The following is a 16,481-nucleotide window of genomic DNA, read 5'->3' as shown; positions in this document are numbered from 1 at the left end:
GACGCTGACAGTCTTACATCCCCCAGGGTCACATCTTCGCCAGGATGTCGACCGAGAAGACGAGGGTGGAGTCCTTCTTGATGCCGCTGCCGGCCGGCGGCTTGTCCCCGTAGCCCAGCTTCGGCGGGATGACGATGAGGACGCGGCTGCCGACCTTCTTGCCGATGAGGCCCTGCGCCCAGCCCTTGACGACCTGCTGGAGCGAGAACGACGTCAACTGTCCCCGGCTGTACGTGGAGTCGAACTCCTTGCCGCCGTCCCACAGCACGCCCTTGTACTGCACGAGGACGCTGCTGTCCGCCGCGACCGTCTCCCCGTCCCCCTCGATCACGTACTCCGCGACGAGCTTGGTCGGCGCGTCCGACTTCGGGACGTCGATCGAGGGGGCCTTGCCGTCGGTGTTCGTCCCGACCTTGGGCAGCGCGGCGTCGCTCTGCGGGACGTCCTTGCCCTTGGCGGAGCTCTTCGAGTTGAACGTGTTCTCGATGTCGACGACGAACACCAGCGTGTCGGTGCCCTTGATGCCCGCCTGCGCGTTGCCCTGCGTGCCGTAGCCCCAGGTCGGCGGGACGGACATCTCGACGCGGCTGCTGGCCTTCTTGCCCACCAGGCCGTAGCGCCAGCCGTCGATGATGCCGCCCTGCGCGAGCTGGATGACCAGCGGCGTCTTGCGGTCATAGGAGTTGTCGAAGACCTTCGCCGTGGACCACACCTGGCCCAGGTAGTTGGCCTGGATGTAGTCGTTCTCCGCGACCGTCTTCCCGCCGCCCGCGATGACCGTCTTGACCGCGAGGTCCTTCGAGGGGTCCCCGGAACCCTTCGCGACGGTCGGCTTCTCCCCGAACTTCGTGCCGGCCGTGATCGCCGGCAGCGGTCCGTCGACGATCTTCGGCGGGGGCGGAGCCGACGCGGAGGCCGAAGGAGACGGACTGCTGCTGGACTTGGCCGTGTCGGACTTGTCGTCGTCACCGCATCCGGCGAGTGTGACCAGTCCGGCGGGAACGGCGATGAGGAGTGAGCGTCGGCGCACGGTGGGGGCCTCGTATCGGTCGATCTTGGTTGATGGCGTGCGCGCAACTCTACGACGTGAGAAGGGCGCCGTACGGAAAACGTACGGCGCCCCGCGTTGCGTTCCGCATCCCTCGCGGAACACCCGGCTCACATTCCGGCGATCAGCTTCTCCACCCGGTCGTCCACGGATCGGAAGGGGTCCTTGCACAACACCGTGCGCTGTGCCTGGTCGTTGAGCTTCAGGTGGACCCAGTCGACCGTGAAGTCGCGGCGCTGTTCCTGGGCACGCCGGATGAAGTCCCCGCGCAACCGCGCGCGAGTGGTCTGCGGCGGCACGGACTTGCCCTCGAAGATCTTCAAGTCGTTGCAGATCCGCGCGGCTTGCCCCTTCCTCTCCAGCAGGTAGTAGAGGCCACGACGGCGGTGGATGTCGTGGTAGGCGAGGTCTATCTGCGCGACCCGCGGGTGGGACATGGTCATGTTGTGCTTGGCCCGGTACCGCTCGATGAGCTGGTACTTCATGACCCAGTCGATCTCGGTGCCGATCCGGTCGAGGTCCTCCGCCTCGATCGAGTCGAGCACACGGCCCCACAGTTCGAGGACCTGTTCGACCGTGCCGGTGCGGATGCCGCGGCGGTCGACGAAGTCCACGGCCTTCTCGTAGTACTCGCGCTGCACCTCGAGGGCGGAGGCCTCGCGGCCGCTGGCGAGCCGCACCTTGCGGCGGCCGGTGATGTCGTGGCTCACCTCACGGATCGCCCGAATGGGGTTCTCCAGGGTGAGGTCGCGCATGACGGTGCCCGCCTCGATCATGCGCAGCACGAGGTCGGTGGCCCCGACCTTGAGGAGCATGGTCGTCTCGGACATGTTCGAGTCGCCGACGATGACGTGCAGCCTGCGGTAGCGCTCGGCGTCCGCGTGCGGTTCGTCCCGTGTGTTGATGATGGGCCGGGAGCGGGTCGTCGCGGAACTGACGCCCTCCCAGATGTGCTCGGCTCGCTGACTGACGCAGTAGACGGCGCCCCGCGGCGTCTGCAGCACCTTGCCGGCGCCGCACAGCAACTGCCTCGTCACGAGGAACGGGATGAGGATGTCCGCGAGCCGGGAGAACTCCCCGTGCCGGGCCACCAGATAGTTCTCGTGGCAACCATAGGAGTTGCCCGCCGAGTCGGTGTTGTTCTTGAACAGGTAGACGTCGCCCGCGATTCCTTCCTCGTGCAGGCGTCGTTCGGCGTCCACCAGGAGTCCTTCGAGAATGCGCTCGCCGGCCTTGTCGTGGGTGACGAGTTCCGTCAGGTTGTCACATTCGGGTGTTGCGTATTCCGGATGTGATCCCACGTCGAGATAGAGGCGGGCGCCGTTCCGCAGAAAGACATTGCTGCTGCGGCCCCATGACACGACACGGCGGAAGAGGTACCGCGCCACCTCGTCGGGAGACAGGCGCCGCTGTCCCCTGAACGTACACGTGACGCCGTACTCGTTCTCCAGCCCGAAAATGCGGCGGTCCATGACTGAACATTACGCCCGATCCCCTGAGCTGAAACGGGGTTCGACGGCACGGTTTGGATCATTTTCCGATGAGACCGCAACAACCGCGCCCCTGCCGGTAGCTGCGAGGACCCGCCCCGTGGCCAGCAGAACCACCAGTGCGGCGGCACCCGCAGCCCCCGGGACGGCGAAACCACGGGCCGCCCCGCCCCACTCCACGACGGGCCCCGCGAGGCCCGTCCCGACCGACGCGCCCACGGTGAACGTCGTCACGAGCCAGGAGAACGCCTCGGTGACCGTGCCCACCGGAGCGTGCCGGTCCACCAGCACGAAGGCGCACGCGATGCACGGGGCCAGGAACACGCCGGCGAGCGTGGCGAGGGCGGTCATCGCGACCGGTCCGGGCGCGAGCATCAGCGGGAGGTAACACACCGCCAGAAGGGCCACCAGCACCCGCAGTCGCCGCTCCGGCGCCCCCGCCCACCGCCGTGCCCCGTAGACCACTCCCCCGAGCAGCGCGCCCAGGCCGATGCCCGCCATGAGCCAGCCGTACACGGCGTCCCCGCCGTGGTCGTCGGCGTAGGACACCGCGGCGACGGTGATCGAGCCGAGCGCGATCCCGACGAACAGGAACGCGCCGAGCAGGGCCAGCAGCCCGGGCGAGCGCAGCGCGCCGAGCCAGTGCGCCTCACGCGGGGCCGAGCGCCACGCGCGCGAGGGCGGCGAGACGACCACGGAGAGGGCGCCCAGGACGCCGATCACACCGAGGATCAGCAGCGCGGCCCGCGGGGACCAGAGCGCCGCGCACAGCGTCACGAGCAGGGGCCCGACGGTGAACATGACTTCCTGGGCCACCGCGTCCATCGCGTACGCGGTGTGCACCTGCTCCTCCTTGCGCAGCACGGAGGGCCACAGAGCTCGCAGACCGCCCTCCAGAGGCGGGGTGAAGAGGCCGGCCACGGCCATCGCCGCGCAGCCGAGCAGGGCCGGGTCCGTCCCGAGGAAGGCGAAGGCGCCCATCCCGAGGGCCGAGACGACGGCGGCGGGCAACTGGACACGGGGCTGCCCGTAGAGGTCCACGAGCCGTCCGAGCAGCGGCTGTCCCACCGCGTTGGCGACCCCGTACACGGCGGCGAGCGCGCCGGCCAGGCTGTACGTGCCACCCTCGGCCCGGACGAACAGCACGACGGCGATGGCCGCGGTGGCGTTCGGCAGTCGCCCCACGAGCGTGCCGACGAGCAGCCGGGCGGCATGCCTCGCCCTGAGGATCTCCAGGTATCCCGCGGCCATGTCGAGCCCTTCCCGTAGCGCGCGACGGCGCAAGTTTTACGTATAACGTCGTCGTTCATACGTACCATGTGCCCAGTCCGGGAGTCCAGACGAAGGAGCAGGCCGACGGTGGCACGAGCCAGTACGCGCCCCACGAGCAGGGACGTCGCCCAGGCCGCCGGGGTCTCCCAGGCAGCGGTCTCGCTGGTGCTCGGCGACAAATGGCGCGGCCGCGTCTCCGCGACGACCGCGGAACGGGTCCGTGCAGCGGCCCAGGAGCTCGGCTACCGGCCGAACCTGGCCGCCCGCAACCTCCGCCTCGGCCGCACCCGCACCGTCCTCCTCGTCGTCCCGGCACTCACCACGGAGTTCTTCGCCGGCGTCTACACCGGCGCGGCCCGGGTGGCCGCCGAACACGGCTTCGGCGTCGTCCTGTACCCGTCCCCCGAGGGCATCGGACCGGCCCGGGACCCCTTCGGATCCGCCCAGGCCGCCCTCGACGGCGTCATCGCCTCCTCCATGGCCGCCGACGCCCTCACGGCCATCCGCGGCGACCAGCTCCCCCTCGTGATGCTCGACAGCGACCCGGACGGCAGCCAGGGCGCCGCCACCGTCAACCTCGACATCAAGGACGGCGTACGCCAGGTCACCGACCACCTCCTGGAACTGGGCCACCGGCGCTTCCTGCACCTCGCCGCCGACATCCCCTCCTGGACCTTCGAGGTCCGGGCCCGCGAACTCGCCGCCCGACTCGCCGCCGTCCCCGAGGCCGACCTGCGCACCGCCCGCGCCCCCATCTCCTTCGAGGACGCCCTGGCCGCCGCGCACAGCGCCCTGTCCGACCCGGCCGGCCCCCGCCCCACCGCCGTCATCTGCGACGACGACAAACTGGCGGCCGGCGCCTACAAGGCGGCCCGGCGTCTCGGCCTGCGCATCCCGGACGACATCTCCATCACCGGCCTCGACGACCTGGCCCTGGCCCAGGCACTCGACCCCGAACTCACGACGGTGCGCCTGGACGCCGAACTCTTCGGCGAACAGGGGATGAAGGCCCTGCTGGCCGTCCTGGACGGCCGCACACCCCCCGAGGAGGACATCCCGGTCCACCTGGTCGTACGGGGCTCCACTGCCCCACCAGGCCCCGCCTAGGCACGCCCCCCCCGTGCGGGCCGGTCACGGCAACGCGGAAGGGGCCGCCCCGGTGTGCACCGGAACGACCCCTCGCCTCAGGCCCCTGCCGGGACCTCACTCCTCGTCGTCGGCGTCCTCCGCCTCGGTCGCGGTCTCCGCTCCGCCGACCTCCAGGAGCCGGGCCAGCTGACGCCCCACGATCCGCTTGAACTTGCGCTTCTGCGGACGCGTACGGTCCAGGACCGCGACCTCCAGGCGCTCCGCGGGAATCTCCCGCTCACCGCCGTTGGCCTCGCGGGACAACGAGCGGACCGCCAGCTTCAGCGCCTCCGCCAGCGACATTCCCTCGCGGTGCTCGGTGTCCAGATAGGTGCTGATCTGCTCGGAACTGCCACCGACGGCGACCGAACCGTGCTCGTCCACGATCGAACCGTCGTGCGGCAGCCGGTAGATCTGGTCGCCCTCGGGTGTGTCACCGACCTCGGCGACCACCAGCTCCACCTCGTACGGCTTCTCCGCCGCCGACGAGAAGATCGTGCCCAGCGTCTGGGCGTACACGTTGGCGAGACCTCGGGCGGTCACGTCGTCCCGGTCGTACGTGTAGCCCCGCAGGTCGGCGTAGCGCACGCCGCCGATCCGGAGGTTCTCGTACTCGTTGTACTTGCCGGCGGCCGCGAAGCCGATCCGGTCGTAGATCTCGCTGAACTTGTGCAGCGCGCGGGACGGGTTCTCGCCGACGAACACGATGCCGTCGGCGTACTGCAGCACGACCAGGCTCCGGCCGCGGGCGATGCCCTTACGGGCATATTCCGCCCGGTCCGCCATGGCCTGCTGAGGTGAGACATAGAACGGAGTCGACACCGGCTACCCGTCCCTTTCTGTCGAAGTCACTGGATCACCTGGAAAAGAGGGCCGGGCTCAGAGCAGCGCGGCGCGCGGGCCGTCGGGCTGCTCCAGTCGTCGCTCCAGGATCACGCGGGCGATCTCGGAGGACTCCTCGTCCGTGAGCCGGCGGAAGCCGTCCTCGGTGATCACGGTGACGATCGGGTAGATCCTGCGGGCGACGTCGGGACCACCGGTCGCCGAGTCGTCGTCGGCCGCGTCGTATAGGGCCTGGACGACCAGCGTCGTGGCCTGATCCTCGGTCATACCCTTGGCGTAGAGCTTCTTCATGGCGCCGCGCGCGAAGATCGAGCCGGAGCCCGTGGCCGCGTAGCCGTGCTCCTCGGAACGGCCGCCGGTGACGTCGTACGAGAAGATGCGGCCCCTCTCGCGGTCCACGTCGTATCCGGCGAAGAGAGGAACCACGGCGAGGCCCTGCATGGCCATGCCGAGGTTGGAACGGATCATCGTGGACAGGCGGTTCGCCTTGCCCTCCAGCGAGAGCTGCGCGCCCTCCACCTTCTCGAAGTGCTCCAGCTCCAGCTGGAACAGCTTCACCATCTCCACGGCCAGACCCGCCGTACCGGCGATGCCCACCGCCGAGTACTCGTCGGCCGGGAAGACCTTCTCGATGTCGCGCTGCGCGATGACGTTGCCCATCGTGGCCCGCCGGTCGCCGGCGAGGACGACACCGCCGGCGAACGTGACGGCGACGATGGTCGTCCCGTGCGGCGCCTCGATGACGCCCTGGACGGGCGGCAGCTGGCGCTTGCCGGGGAGCATCTCCGGCTGCTGCTCGGAGAGGAAGTCCATGAAGGACGACGACCCAGGCGTCAGGAAGGCAGCCGGTAGACGCCCGGTGCTACGAGTGTTGGCTTCCACGCGTTTCCCTCCAGATAGGCGGCAGCCCGACGAACAGCGTCGGGATCGTCTCCCAACTTGCCGATGGCCGAATTGCAGTTGAAGCACAGTACGCCACGGACACTACCCGTCCTGTGGCAGTGATCCACATGAATGGCAGGAGCTTTCGAGCGGATCCCGCAGAGCCCTCGTCGAGAGTCCACCGTCGCGTCCGCTCGGCTTCGGTGAGGCCGTGGTCGCGCTTCGGACGACCCGCGCGCCCCTTGGCCGCTCCGCACTTCCCGCAGCTCGTCGAAAGACCGTCGGGCATTCCGGGCGATAGGCCCGCAGCCCGTCACTGGCTGCCCCGTTCGCCGGCGAAGGCCGCCCGCGGCTTGGACTTCCCGCACCGCGAGCAGCACTTCACTCCACCTTCGTTCTCCGAAGCAGAGGCCCCGTCGCCTCGGATTCGAGGGCTACTCGCCGCCCTTCTGGACGAATGAGCGAACGAAGTCCTCGGCGTTCTCTTCGAGGACATCGTCGATCTCGTCCAGAACCGAGTCGACGTCGTCGCTCAGCTTTTCCTGGCGTTCCTTGAGGTCGTCGGTCGCCTGCGCGTCCTGCGTCTGCTCCTCGGCCTCCTCGGTGGAACGCGTCGCCTTCTGCTGTCCGCCGCCGGTGTCCTTGGTCGCCATAACCCTCACCCCGCTCGGTTCGACGTTCTTGATCAGACCCTACAAGCAGGGTCCGACATCGGCCCCGCAGTTTCACCAACGTACGGGGGCCACCTCGATGATTCCCGTCCGCCACGTGTTCCACCCTGTCGCGCCCGTCCGGCCTGTGCCGCCCGGGCGGGGGCTCAGTTGCCCGAAAGGACCTTGACCAGGTCTTCCGCCGTGCGACAGCGGTCCAGGAGCTCCTTGACGTGATTACGCGTTCCGCGAAGCGGCTCCAGGGTTGGGACGCGCTGGAGCGAGTCCCGGCCCGGCAGATCGAAGATCACCGAGTCCCAGGAGGCCGCCGCGACGTCGTCCGCGTACTGCTCCAGGCAGCGGCCGCGGAAGTACGCGCGGGTGTCCTCCGGCGGCTTCGTACGGGCCCGCTCGACCTCGTTCTCGTCCAGCAGGCGCTTGATCCTGCCGCGGGCCGCGAGCCGGTTGTAGAGGCCCTTGTCGGCCCGTACGTCGGCGTACTGGAGGTCCAGGAGATGCAGCTTGGCGGCGTCCCAGTCGAGGTCGTCGCGGCGCCGGTAGCCCTCCATGAGCTCCTTCTTGGCGACCCAGTCGAGCTCTCCGGAGAGGCTCATCGGGTCGTTCTCCAGGCGGTTCAGGGTGTCCTCCCAGCGCAGCAGGACGTCCTTGGTCTGTTCGTCGGCGTCCGCCCCGTAGCGTTCCTCGACGTACTTGCGGGACAGCTCGAAGTACTCCATCTGGAGCTGGACCGCGGTGAGGGTGCGCCCGCTGCGGAGCGTGACGAGGTGCTTGAGGGTCGGGTCGTGGGAGACCTGGTGGAGCGTGCGGACCGGCTGGTCGACGGCCAGGTCGACGGCGATGAAGCCGTCCTCGATCATGGAGAGGACGAGGGCCGTGGTGCCGAGCTTGAGGTAGGTCGAGATCTCGGAGAGGTTGGCGTCCCCGATGATCACGTGCAGCCGGCGGTACTTCTCGGCGTCTGCGTGCGGCTCGTCGCGGGTGTTGATGATGGGGCGCTTGAGCGTGGTCTCGAGGCCCACCTCGACCTCGAAGTAGTCGGCCCGCTGGCTGAGCTGGAAGCCGTGCTCGTGTCCGTCCTGGCCGATACCGACGCGGCCCGCTCCGGTGACGACCTGGCGCGAGACGAAGAACGGCGTCAGGTGCCGCACGATGTCCGAGAAGGGGGTCTCCCGCTTCATCAGGTAGTTCTCGTGCGTGCCGTAGGAGGCGCCCTTGTTGTCGGTGTTGTTCTTGTAGAGGTGGATCGGCTGGGCACCGGGGAGCTGGGCCGCGCGCTCGGCGGCCTCGGCCATGATGCGCTCGCCGGCCTTGTCCCACAGGACCGCGTCCCGCGGGTTGGTGACCTCCGGGGCGCTGTACTCGGGGTGTGCGTGGTCGACGTAGAGCCGTGCCCCGTTGGTGAGGATGACATTGGCCAGGCCGATGTCCTCGTCGGTGAGCTGGGTGGAGTCGGCGGTCTCCCGGGCGAGGTCGAAGCCTCGCGCGTCCCGCAGCGGGTTCTCCTCCTCGAAATCCCAGCGGGCGCGGCGCGCCCGGTGCATCGCCGCCGCGTAGGCGTTGACGATCTGGGACGAGGTGAGCATGGCATTGGCGTTGGGGTGACCGGGGACGGAGATTCCGTACTCCGTCTCGATGCCCATTACTCGCCGTACGGTCATGCGGCCCTCCTTGCCCGGCGGCGCCCTCGGTCGGGGGCGCTGCTCAAGTACCGCTGGCGCTCCGGTGCGTGTGCGGTGCCCGTCCCCGCACTGCGCGACTCGGCGGTACGAAAGAGCCTAGAACGCCTTTGCGCTGGTGGGGAGATCATTTGCGTCATTGCTGTACTCCGACCGTGGCCTGAAAAGCAGTCGGCTGCGGGTACCCGCGTCGGGCACCCGCAGCCGCCCTGCTTTTTACAGGTACTGGCCGGTGTTGGCCACCGTGTCGATGGAGCGTCCGGTGTCCGCGCCCTGCTTTCCGGTGATGAGCGTACGGATGTAGACGATCCGTTCACCCTTCTTTCCGGAGATCCGGGCCCAGTCGTCCGGGTTGGTGGTGTTCGGCAGGTCCTCGTTCTCCTTGAACTCGTCCACGCATGCCTGGAGGAGGTGGGAGACCCGAAGGCCCTTTTGGCTGTGCTCCAAGAAGTCCTTGATGGCCATCTTCTTGGCGCGGCCGACGATGTTCTCGATCATGGCGCCGGAATTGAAGTCCTTGAAGTACAGGACTTCCTTGTCACCGTTGGCGTAGGTGACCTCCAGGAAGCGGTTCTCCTCCGATTCGGCGTACATCTGCTCCACGGCGGTCTGGATCATGCCGTGGACGGTGGCCGCCCTGTCGCCGCCGTGCTCTCCGACGTCCTCGGGGTGCAGGGGGAGACGCTCGGTGAGGTACTTCTGGAAGATGTCCTTCGCCGCTTCGGCGTCCGGACGCTCGATCTTGATCTTCACGTCGAGCCGGCCGGGCCGCAGGATGGCGGGGTCGATCATGTCCTCGCGGTTCGAGGCGCCGATGACCACGACGTTCTGCAGGCCCTCCACGCCGTCGATCTCGGCGAGCAGCTGCGGGACGATGGTGTTCTCCACGTCCGAGCTGACGCCGGATCCACGGGTGCGGAAGAGGGACTCCATCTCGTCGAAGAAGACGATGACGGGGGTGCCCTCGCTGGCCTTCTCGCGTGCACGCTGGAAGACGAGGCGGATCTGCCGCTCGGTCTCGCCGACGTACTTGTTCAGGAGCTCGGGGCCCTTGATGTTGAGGAAGAAGCTCTTGCCGGTGGCCTGTCCGGTCACTTCCGCGACCTTCTTGGCCAGGGAGTTGGCCACGGCCTTGGCGATGAGCGTCTTTCCGCATCCGGGGGGCCCGTACAGCAGGACGCCCTTGGGCGGCCGCAGTTCGTGCTCCTTGAAGAGGTCGGGGTAGAGGTACGGAAGCTCGACCGCGTCGCGGATCATCTCGATCTGGCCGCCCAGACCGCCGATCTGCTCGTAGCCGATGTCCGGGACCTCTTCGAGGACGAGCTCCTCGACCTCGCTCTTCGGAACGATTTCGTAGACATAGCCGGATCGGGGTTCCAGGAGGAGGGCGTCGCCGGGACGGATGGTGACGTCCAGGAGCGGCTCGGCGAGCCGCACCACCCGTTCCTCGTCGGTGTGCCCCACCACCAGGGCGCGCTCGCCGTCCTCGAGGATCTCCTTGAGGGTGACGATGTCGCCCACGCTCTCGTACTCCATGGCCTCGACCACGTTGAGAGCTTCGTTCAACATCACTTCCTGGCCGCGCCGGAGCTCTGGGAGCTCCACGCTGGGGCTGACGTTCACCCGGAGCTTGCGGCCCCCGGTGAAGATGTCCGCCGTGCCGTCCTCGTTCGCCACGAGGAAGACACCGAAGCCTGCCGGAGGCTGCGCCAGCCGGTCGACCTCTTCCTTGAGGGCCACGATCTGGTCGCGGGCCTCACGGAGCGTGTTCGCCAGCCGCTCGTTCTGCGCGGACACGCCGGCCAGGTTGGTCTGCAGTTCGACGATCCGCTCTTCGAGAATCCTCGTGTGCCGCGGAGAGTCGGCGAGCTTGCGTCGCAGGACGGCGATCTCCTGCTCAAGGTAGGCAATCTGCCCGGCGGGGTCATCGGACCCTCTTCCCGGGCGGATGCCGCGGTTCATGTCGTCGTCGTGGGCTGCCACGGTCCTCACCTCCTCCAAGGGGAGCTGGACGCTTCCAGACCCTACCTGGGTGGGTGTCGATTGAAACCCCTAGATCACAAAGACTGTCGGGGTGTGTCCGATCTTCACCCTTGCGCTCTCCCTCACGCCAGGGGAATACCCACCGAACATGATTGGGAAGCGGGCGGAGGTAGGGTCGAAGTGTTCAACACCCGTCAGAGCTGGCCCGATTCCCCAATCTTCGGTTCGCTCGACGCAGGAAACGGCAGGAGAAATGACCGTGCAGCAGGAGGCCGGAGCCGACGGCGAGGCGCTTGAGGTCTGGATCGACCAGGATCTGTGTACGGGCGACGGGATCTGTGCCCAGTACGCCCCCGAGGTCTTTGAGCTGGACATCGACGGTCTGGCCTATGTGAAGAGCGGCGACGACGAGCTGCTGCAGGCCGTGGGTGCCACAACGGCCGTACCGCTGACGCTTCTGCGTGACGTGGCGGACTCGGCGAAGGAATGTCCGGGCGACTGCATCCACGTCCGTCGGGTTTCGGACAAGGTCGAGGTGTACGGGCCCGACGCGGAGTGACCCGTGGGGCACCCCGTGTCACCGTTGTCCGCTTCCTGACACCCTCCGCCGCGGCGGAGGGTGTCTTTCTGTCCGCGGCCGCCGGCCCCGCGGAGGTGCCGGGAGCGGGGGACGGGCTCAGACGCTCTGGGCGCCCGAGGGGGTCGAGCGGACGAACGCGCCGTTCTTCCACTGCCACTTGGCCTCGTCCTTGACGTCCGGGCAGCAACTCGGGACGTCGGCGGAGGAGTAGCCGAGCAGGGTGGCAGTGACGACTCCGTCGCGGACCGCGAAGTCCGTGACGCTGAGACGCTCCTTGGGATCGATCAGGGTCGCGACGACGCGGGGCTTCTTCGCGTCCTCACCCTGAGTGAGGACGTAGACACCGCTGGGCGGGGTCCCGGAGCCGGCGTCGCAGCGGACGACGGCCACGGTCTCGGGGCGGCCGTCGCCGTCGAGGTCGCCCGAGGCCTTCTTTGTCACGAGCGCCTTGGCCGGTCCGCAGGTGATCGGGAAGTCGACACCGGTCGGGTCCGGGGCGGCGACGGAGGCCGCGGCCGATTTCGCTCCGGTGGCGGGCTGGGCGGCTCGCGCCGGATCGGGCTGGAGGACGGAGGAGAGCGCGACGACTCCGGCGATGGCGGTGGCCGTGGCGACCCACTGCAGGGGGCTGGTGTGCGTGTGTGCCAGTTCCGGGACGGCGGATTGCTGCACTAGGAGTGTCTCCCGTGAGGGGCTGTGCCGGTGGGGGTGGGGTGTCCCGCATGGTGCCACACGTCACAGCCCTGGGGAACGGCGGGGTCCGGACTTCTGAGCGAGTTCTCAGCCTGTCGGGGAGGCGTCTCGTCGGCGCTCGGGCCGCCCCCCGGGTGCGGGACCGCGCCGGGGCCGACGGAGGGCCCGGAACGGCCGCCTGACGGCTCGTGGCGGTGCGCCCCTGAGCGGGGTCAACGGAAAAGCACAGTGGCCGAGTTCCCCGGGACATTCGGGAACTCGGCCACGGCCGTGGTGCGTTGGACGCGTCAGCGGCCGGATCCGCCGTCGGCGTTCGGGCCGGAGTAGTCCTCGCCGTAGGCGCCCTTGGAGGGGCGGCGGCGGCGCATGGGCGGCTCGACGCCGTCCGCGAGGCGGCGGGCGGTGAGCAGGAAGCCGGTGTGGCCGATCATCCGGTGGTCCGGACGGACGGCCAGGCCCTCGATGTGCCAGTTGCGGATCATCGATTCCCAGGCGGTCGGCTCGTTGAACGAGCCCATCTCGCGGATCGACTCGACGGTCCGCGCGAGCTGGGTGGTGGTCGCCACGTAGCAGCAGAGGATGCCGCCGGGGACGAGCGCCTTGGAGACGGCCTCCAGGCACTCCCAGGGGGCGAGCATGTCGAGGATGACGCGGTCCACGTCGGTGTCGCTCAGGTTGTCCTGGAGGTCGCCGACCGTGAGCTGCCAGGCGGGGTGCGGGCCCCCGAAGTAGCGCTCGACGTTCTGCTGGGCGATCTCCGCGAAGTCCTCGCGGCGCTCGTACGAGTGCAGCATGCCCTGGTCGCCGATGGCGCGCAGCAGGAAGCTGCTGAGCGAGCCGGAGCCGACTCCCGCCTCCACGACGCGTGCGCCGGGGAAGATGTCGGCGAAGGCCAGGATCTGCCCCGCGTCCTTGGGGTAGACCACGGCGGCGCCGCGGGGCATGGACAGGACGTAGTCGGGGAGCAGGGGGCGCAGCGCGAGGTAGGCGACGTTTCCGGTGGTGCGGACAACGCTGCCCTCGGGTGCGCCGATCAGCTCGTCGTGGGGGAAGGAACCCTTGTGGGTGTGGAAGTTCTTCCCGGCCTCGAGCGTGAACGTGTAGTGGCGGCCCTTGGGGTCGGTCAGCTGAACCTGGTCCCCGACCTTGAAGGGCCCGCGCCTGCGGGCGGCACCGGTCGGTTCGGACATGTGAACAGCCTACCGGTCCGGGGCGGGCCCGCCGACCACGGTGGAGGGTCAGGCGGGCCGGGCCATGGCCTTCACGAAGGCGCGCTCGACGTCGGCGGCGGACAGGACACCGTAGATCTCGCCCGAGTCCTCCACCACCAGGTACTCGGTGGCGGGGGTCGCGCGCAGGAAGTCGAGGAGTTCCTCGCCGGCCAGTTCGGCGGAGACGCGCATGCCGTCGGTGAGGTCCTGGGCGAGGCCGCTGACGGCGACCCAGGGGCGCCGGTGCTCGGGGACGCCGACGATGGCCGCTTCGCGGACCAGTGACAGGGGTTCGCCGTCGGCGTCGACGACGACCAGGGCGCGGGCGCCCGCGTCGTTGGCGCGGCGCAGGGCCTCGGAGAGGGGGGTGCTGGTCTCGACGGGGACGGCGCGCCGGGTGAGTGAGCGGGCGCGCAGTTCCGGGAGGTGTTCGCGGAGCCGGGCCACGCGCAGGCTGTTGCCGGCGCCGGTCCAGATGATCGCCGCGAGGATGGCGGCGAGCAGGGCGTCGGTGACGGTGTCCATGCCACTGAGGTCCTCGGGGGCGGCGCCGAGGACGGAGGACTGGGTGAGCAGGGGCAGTCCGATCAGGACGGAGACGGCGAGGGCGCGGCCAACCCAGGCGGCGGCGACGGTGCCGCTCATCGGCCTGCCGGTGATCTTCCAGACGACCGCGCGGAGCATCCGGCCGCCGTCGAGGGGAAGGCCGGGCAGCAGGTTGAAGGCGGCGACGATGAGGTTGGAGATCATCAGGCCGGCCAGCAGGACGCCGGGGACCGTGCCGGGCTCGACCGGGAGCATGGCGAGGTAGAAGACGCCGGACAGGACGAGGGAGAGGAGGGGGCCGACGAAGGCCAGCACGAACTCGCGGCCGGGGGTCTCGGCTTCCTTCTCGATCTCGGAGACGCCGCCGAAGAACTGGAGCTGGATGCGGCGCACCGGCAGTTTGAAGCGCAGGGCGGCGACGGTGTGGGCGAGTTCGTGGACGAGCACGGAGGCGTAGAAGGCGACCGCGAAGAACAGCGAGACCAGGTAGCGGGCGGCGCCGAGTTCGGGCAGGACGCGGTCGAGTTGCCCGCCGAACACCCAGGTGATCAGGGCGGCGACGAGGAACCAGCTGGGTGCGACGTAGACGGGGACGCCGAACGGCCGTCCCATGAGCAGGCCGCCGCCGGGTTCCTTGCGGCGGCGGGGCGGGCGACCGCCCTTGTCGCCACCGCTGCCGGTGCCGCCGCCCGTGTTGCCGCTGTGGGCGAGGGTCCGGTGGGCGTCGTGGTGCTCGGGCGGTGTTCCGGCCGCGTTACCGGTGCCGGTGGGGTTCTGGTGGCCGTGGTCCTGGTGGGGTGGTGTCGGGGAGTCGCCTCCCTCGTCGGTCTCGGCCGTGGAGCGGGTGCGCGCGGCGGGGTCGTCGTCCGCCTCGGACCGCGACCGGGCGTGCGTCGCGGAGCTGTCGTGCGGCGCGGGTCCCGAGCTGTCGGGCGCCGGGGAGCCGCCCTCCGCGCGCGCGGAGGGTGCGGGGCTCTGCCCGGGAGCGGGCCGGGTGGTGGAGGTCGCGGGGTGGTCCGGTGTCGGGCCGCTGTCGGCCGGCTCGATCCTGCCGTCGTGTTCGGGGGCCGCGGGCGTCGGCCCGGTGGAGGTCTCGGGTCCGGCCGGTTCGGGGCGCTGGGCGTCGGCGGCCGGGCCGGCGGAGGCTCCGGGCCTCTCGGGGCCCTCGGTCGCCTCGCCGGTGCCGGACCGCGGCTGCCCGCTCCCGCCGCTCTCGTCCACGATGTCCCCTCGTTCGAAGCGTCTCCCGCCCCGATCATGCGGAGCAGGAGGGTCTGTGGTCGATGGTATGCGGCCGTCGCGGCGCGTTCCGCCCCGGCACCCCCTCTGTTTTCCGTGCCGTCGCCCGTGCCGGGGCCGGTCGGGCAGTGTCGCCGGGGCCGTTCGGGACCGGGTCGCGGCGTGCGGCACGCTGCCCGGCGGGGTGGCGCGTCCCTCGCATACGGGATGTATCGATCCGAACGGGATCACCAGCTGTCAGTGGCGGGCCGTAAGGTCTGTCGTCATGGAAACGAGCACCGAGGGCGCCGCGCCCGAAGAAGTGGCCGCGGCCGGCGAGGCCGTCGTGCCCGTCGCCGACGGACCGGCCCCGGCGGTCGCCCGCGCGCCCGCCTCGCTGTCGCCCTCGCGTGCCAGTGACTTCATGCAGTGTCCGCTGCTGTACCGCTTCCGGGTGATCGACAAGCTGCCGGAGAAGCCGAGCGCGGCGGCGACCAGGGGCACCTTGGTGCACGCGGTGCTGGAGCGGCTGTTCGACGCGCCGGCGGCGGACCGGACCGCGCCGCGCGCCAAGTCGCTGATCCCCGGTCAGTGGGACCGGCTGCGCGAGACGCGGCCGGAGGTCGTGGAGCTGTTCGCCGACGACCCGGAGGGCGAGCGGCTCGCGCGCTGGCTGACCGAGGCCGAGCAGCTCGTGGAGCGGTGGTTCACGCTGGAGGACCCGTCCCGGCTGGAGCCGGCCGAGCGGGAGCTGTTCGTCGAGGCGCGGCTCGATTCCGGTCTGACCCTGCGCGGCATCATCGACCGGGTCGACGTGGCGCCGACGGGCGAGGTCCGGATCGTCGACTACAAGACGGGAAAGGCACCCCGTCCGGAGTACGCCGAGGGTGCCCTGTTCCAGATGAAGTTCTACGCGCTGGTGGTGTGGCGGCTGAAGCAGGTGGTCCCGCGCCGTCTTCAGCTCGTCTATCTGGGCAGCGGTGACGTGCTGACGTACGACCCGGTGATCGCCGACCTGGAGCGGGTGGAGCGCAAGCTGCTCGCGCTGTGGGAGGTGATCCGGCTGGCGACGGAGACGGGTGAGTGGCGGCCGCGGCCCACCAAGCTCTGCGGCTGGTGCGACCACCAGGCGGTATGTCCGGAATTCGGCGGTACTCCCCCGCCGTATCCGCTCGCGGTCAGGGCGCCCGAGTCGGGTCCCCGTGAACAGGGCAGAATGGGGCCGGACTAGCGAAGGAGA

General features: G+C 69.7%; 15 protein-coding genes. 3 read left to right on the top strand and 12 right to left on the bottom strand.

Annotation, left to right across the window (positions count from 1 at the left end; translation table 11 throughout):
• Positions 1–28: 28 nt before the first annotated feature.
• The 3 genes from AB0C62_RS29620 to AB0C62_RS29610 all read right to left on the bottom strand — a co-directional run bounded on the left by AB0C62_RS29620 (position 29) and on the right by AB0C62_RS29610 (position 3,789).
• Positions 29–1,030: an FKBP-type peptidyl-prolyl cis-trans isomerase gene (locus tag AB0C62_RS29620; protein ID WP_362978267.1), complete on the bottom strand. Its 1,002-nt coding sequence runs from the start codon at positions 1,028–1,030 to the stop codon at positions 29–31.
• A gap of 128 nt (positions 1,031–1,158) precedes the next feature.
• The gene (gene pafA / locus AB0C62_RS29615; RefSeq protein ID WP_362978265.1) at positions 1,159–2,520 is read right to left on the bottom strand and encodes a Pup--protein ligase; all 1,362 of its coding nucleotides are present in this window, start codon (positions 2,518–2,520) and stop codon (positions 1,159–1,161) included.
• A 9-nt stretch (positions 2,521–2,529) separates the two neighbouring features.
• Positions 2,530–3,789, bottom strand: coding sequence for an MFS transporter (locus AB0C62_RS29610; RefSeq protein WP_362978263.1), 1,260 nt, complete (start codon positions 3,787–3,789; stop codon positions 2,530–2,532).
• A 108-nt stretch (positions 3,790–3,897) separates the two neighbouring features.
• On the opposite strand from AB0C62_RS29610, the gene AB0C62_RS29605 reads away from it, so the two are divergent.
• Positions 3,898–4,917 (top strand): LacI family DNA-binding transcriptional regulator, encoded by a 1,020-nt coding sequence (locus tag AB0C62_RS29605; protein WP_362978261.1) that lies wholly within the window; start codon positions 3,898–3,900, stop codon positions 4,915–4,917.
• A 96-nt stretch (positions 4,918–5,013) separates the two neighbouring features.
• Here AB0C62_RS29605 and prcA read toward each other — a convergent pair whose 3' ends face one another.
• The 6 genes from prcA to arc form a co-directional block, all read right to left on the bottom strand.
• A complete protein-coding gene (prcA, locus tag AB0C62_RS29600; RefSeq protein WP_362978259.1) occupies positions 5,014–5,760 on the bottom strand; it encodes a proteasome subunit alpha in 747 nt (248 codons plus the stop codon).
• A 57-nt stretch (positions 5,761–5,817) separates the two neighbouring features.
• On the bottom strand, positions 5,818–6,663 hold the full coding sequence (gene prcB, locus AB0C62_RS29595; protein WP_362978257.1) for a proteasome subunit beta: 846 nt from the start codon (positions 6,661–6,663) through the stop codon (positions 5,818–5,820).
• A complete protein-coding gene (locus AB0C62_RS29590; RefSeq protein WP_362978323.1) occupies positions 6,615–6,791 on the bottom strand; it encodes an endonuclease domain-containing protein in 177 nt (58 codons plus the stop codon). The genes prcB and AB0C62_RS29590 overlap by 49 nt, the downstream gene beginning before the upstream one ends.
• A gap of 306 nt (positions 6,792–7,097) precedes the next feature.
• Positions 7,098–7,316: a ubiquitin-like protein Pup gene (locus AB0C62_RS29585; RefSeq protein WP_326788768.1), complete on the bottom strand. Its 219-nt coding sequence runs from the start codon at positions 7,314–7,316 to the stop codon at positions 7,098–7,100.
• Positions 7,317–7,480: 164 nt separating this feature from the next.
• The gene (gene dop / locus AB0C62_RS29580; RefSeq protein ID WP_343244288.1) at positions 7,481–8,992 is read right to left on the bottom strand and encodes a depupylase/deamidase Dop; all 1,512 of its coding nucleotides are present in this window, start codon (positions 8,990–8,992) and stop codon (positions 7,481–7,483) included.
• 234 nt (positions 8,993–9,226) lie between these two features.
• Positions 9,227–10,993, bottom strand: a complete 1,767-nt coding sequence (arc, locus tag AB0C62_RS29575; RefSeq protein ID WP_081223493.1) for a proteasome ATPase — start codon at positions 10,991–10,993, stop codon at positions 9,227–9,229.
• A 253-nt stretch (positions 10,994–11,246) separates the two neighbouring features.
• Here arc and AB0C62_RS29570 point away from each other — a divergent pair, with 253 nt between their 5' ends.
• The gene (locus tag AB0C62_RS29570) at positions 11,247–11,552 is read left to right on the top strand and encodes a ferredoxin (RefSeq protein ID WP_164372480.1); all 306 of its coding nucleotides are present in this window, start codon (positions 11,247–11,249) and stop codon (positions 11,550–11,552) included.
• A gap of 117 nt (positions 11,553–11,669) precedes the next feature.
• On the opposite strand, the gene AB0C62_RS29565 is transcribed toward AB0C62_RS29570, so the two are convergent.
• The 3 genes from AB0C62_RS29565 to AB0C62_RS29555 all read right to left on the bottom strand — a co-directional run bounded on the left by AB0C62_RS29565 (position 11,670) and on the right by AB0C62_RS29555 (position 15,244).
• Positions 11,670–12,245 carry a hypothetical protein gene (locus AB0C62_RS29565; RefSeq protein WP_362978255.1) on the bottom strand — a complete coding sequence of 192 codons (576 nt, stop codon included), beginning with the start codon at positions 12,243–12,245 and terminating at the stop codon, positions 11,670–11,672.
• Positions 12,246–12,553: 308 nt separating this feature from the next.
• Positions 12,554–13,456 (bottom strand): tRNA (adenine-N1)-methyltransferase, encoded by a 903-nt coding sequence (locus tag AB0C62_RS29560; RefSeq protein WP_362978253.1) that lies wholly within the window; start codon positions 13,454–13,456, stop codon positions 12,554–12,556.
• Positions 13,457–13,504: 48 nt separating this feature from the next.
• Entirely contained in the window at positions 13,505–15,244 is a 1,740-nt protein-coding gene (locus tag AB0C62_RS29555) for a site-2 protease family protein (RefSeq protein ID WP_362978251.1), read from the bottom strand.
• A 283-nt stretch (positions 15,245–15,527) separates the two neighbouring features.
• On the opposite strand from AB0C62_RS29555, the gene AB0C62_RS29550 reads away from it, so the two are divergent.
• The gene (locus AB0C62_RS29550) at positions 15,528–16,472 is read left to right on the top strand and encodes a PD-(D/E)XK nuclease family protein (RefSeq protein ID WP_362978249.1); all 945 of its coding nucleotides are present in this window, start codon (positions 15,528–15,530) and stop codon (positions 16,470–16,472) included.
• The last annotated feature ends 9 nt before the right edge of the window (positions 16,473–16,481 follow it).

This window comes from Streptomyces sp. NPDC048643, from assembly GCF_040650615.1.
Taxonomy (GTDB): Bacteria; Actinomycetota; Actinomycetes; order Streptomycetales; family Streptomycetaceae; genus Streptomyces.
This window is presented reverse-complemented; position numbering and strand designations above follow the sequence as displayed.

Excerpts from the sequence above, each read along its gene's own strand:
- AB0C62_RS29570 (WP_164372480.1), top strand. The coding sequence starts at position 11,247 with ATGACCGTGCAGCAGGAGGCCGGAGCCGACGGCGAGGCGCTTGAGGTC.
- AB0C62_RS29560 (WP_362978253.1), bottom strand. The coding sequence starts at position 13,456 with ATGTCCGAACCGACCGGTGCCGCCCGCAGGCGCGGGCCCTTCAAGGTC.
- AB0C62_RS29550 (WP_362978249.1), top strand. The coding sequence starts at position 15,528 with ATGGAAACGAGCACCGAGGGCGCCGCGCCCGAAGAAGTGGCCGCGGCC.
- AB0C62_RS29585 (WP_326788768.1), bottom strand. The coding sequence starts at position 7,316 with ATGGCGACCAAGGACACCGGCGGCGGACAGCAGAAGGCGACGCGTTCC.
- AB0C62_RS29610 (WP_362978263.1), bottom strand. The coding sequence starts at position 3,789 with ATGGCCGCGGGATACCTGGAGATCCTCAGGGCGAGGCATGCCGCCCGG.
- dop (WP_343244288.1), bottom strand. The coding sequence starts at position 8,992 with ATGACCGTACGGCGAGTAATGGGCATCGAGACGGAGTACGGAATCTCC.
- pafA (WP_362978265.1), bottom strand. The coding sequence starts at position 2,520 with ATGGACCGCCGCATTTTCGGGCTGGAGAACGAGTACGGCGTCACGTGT.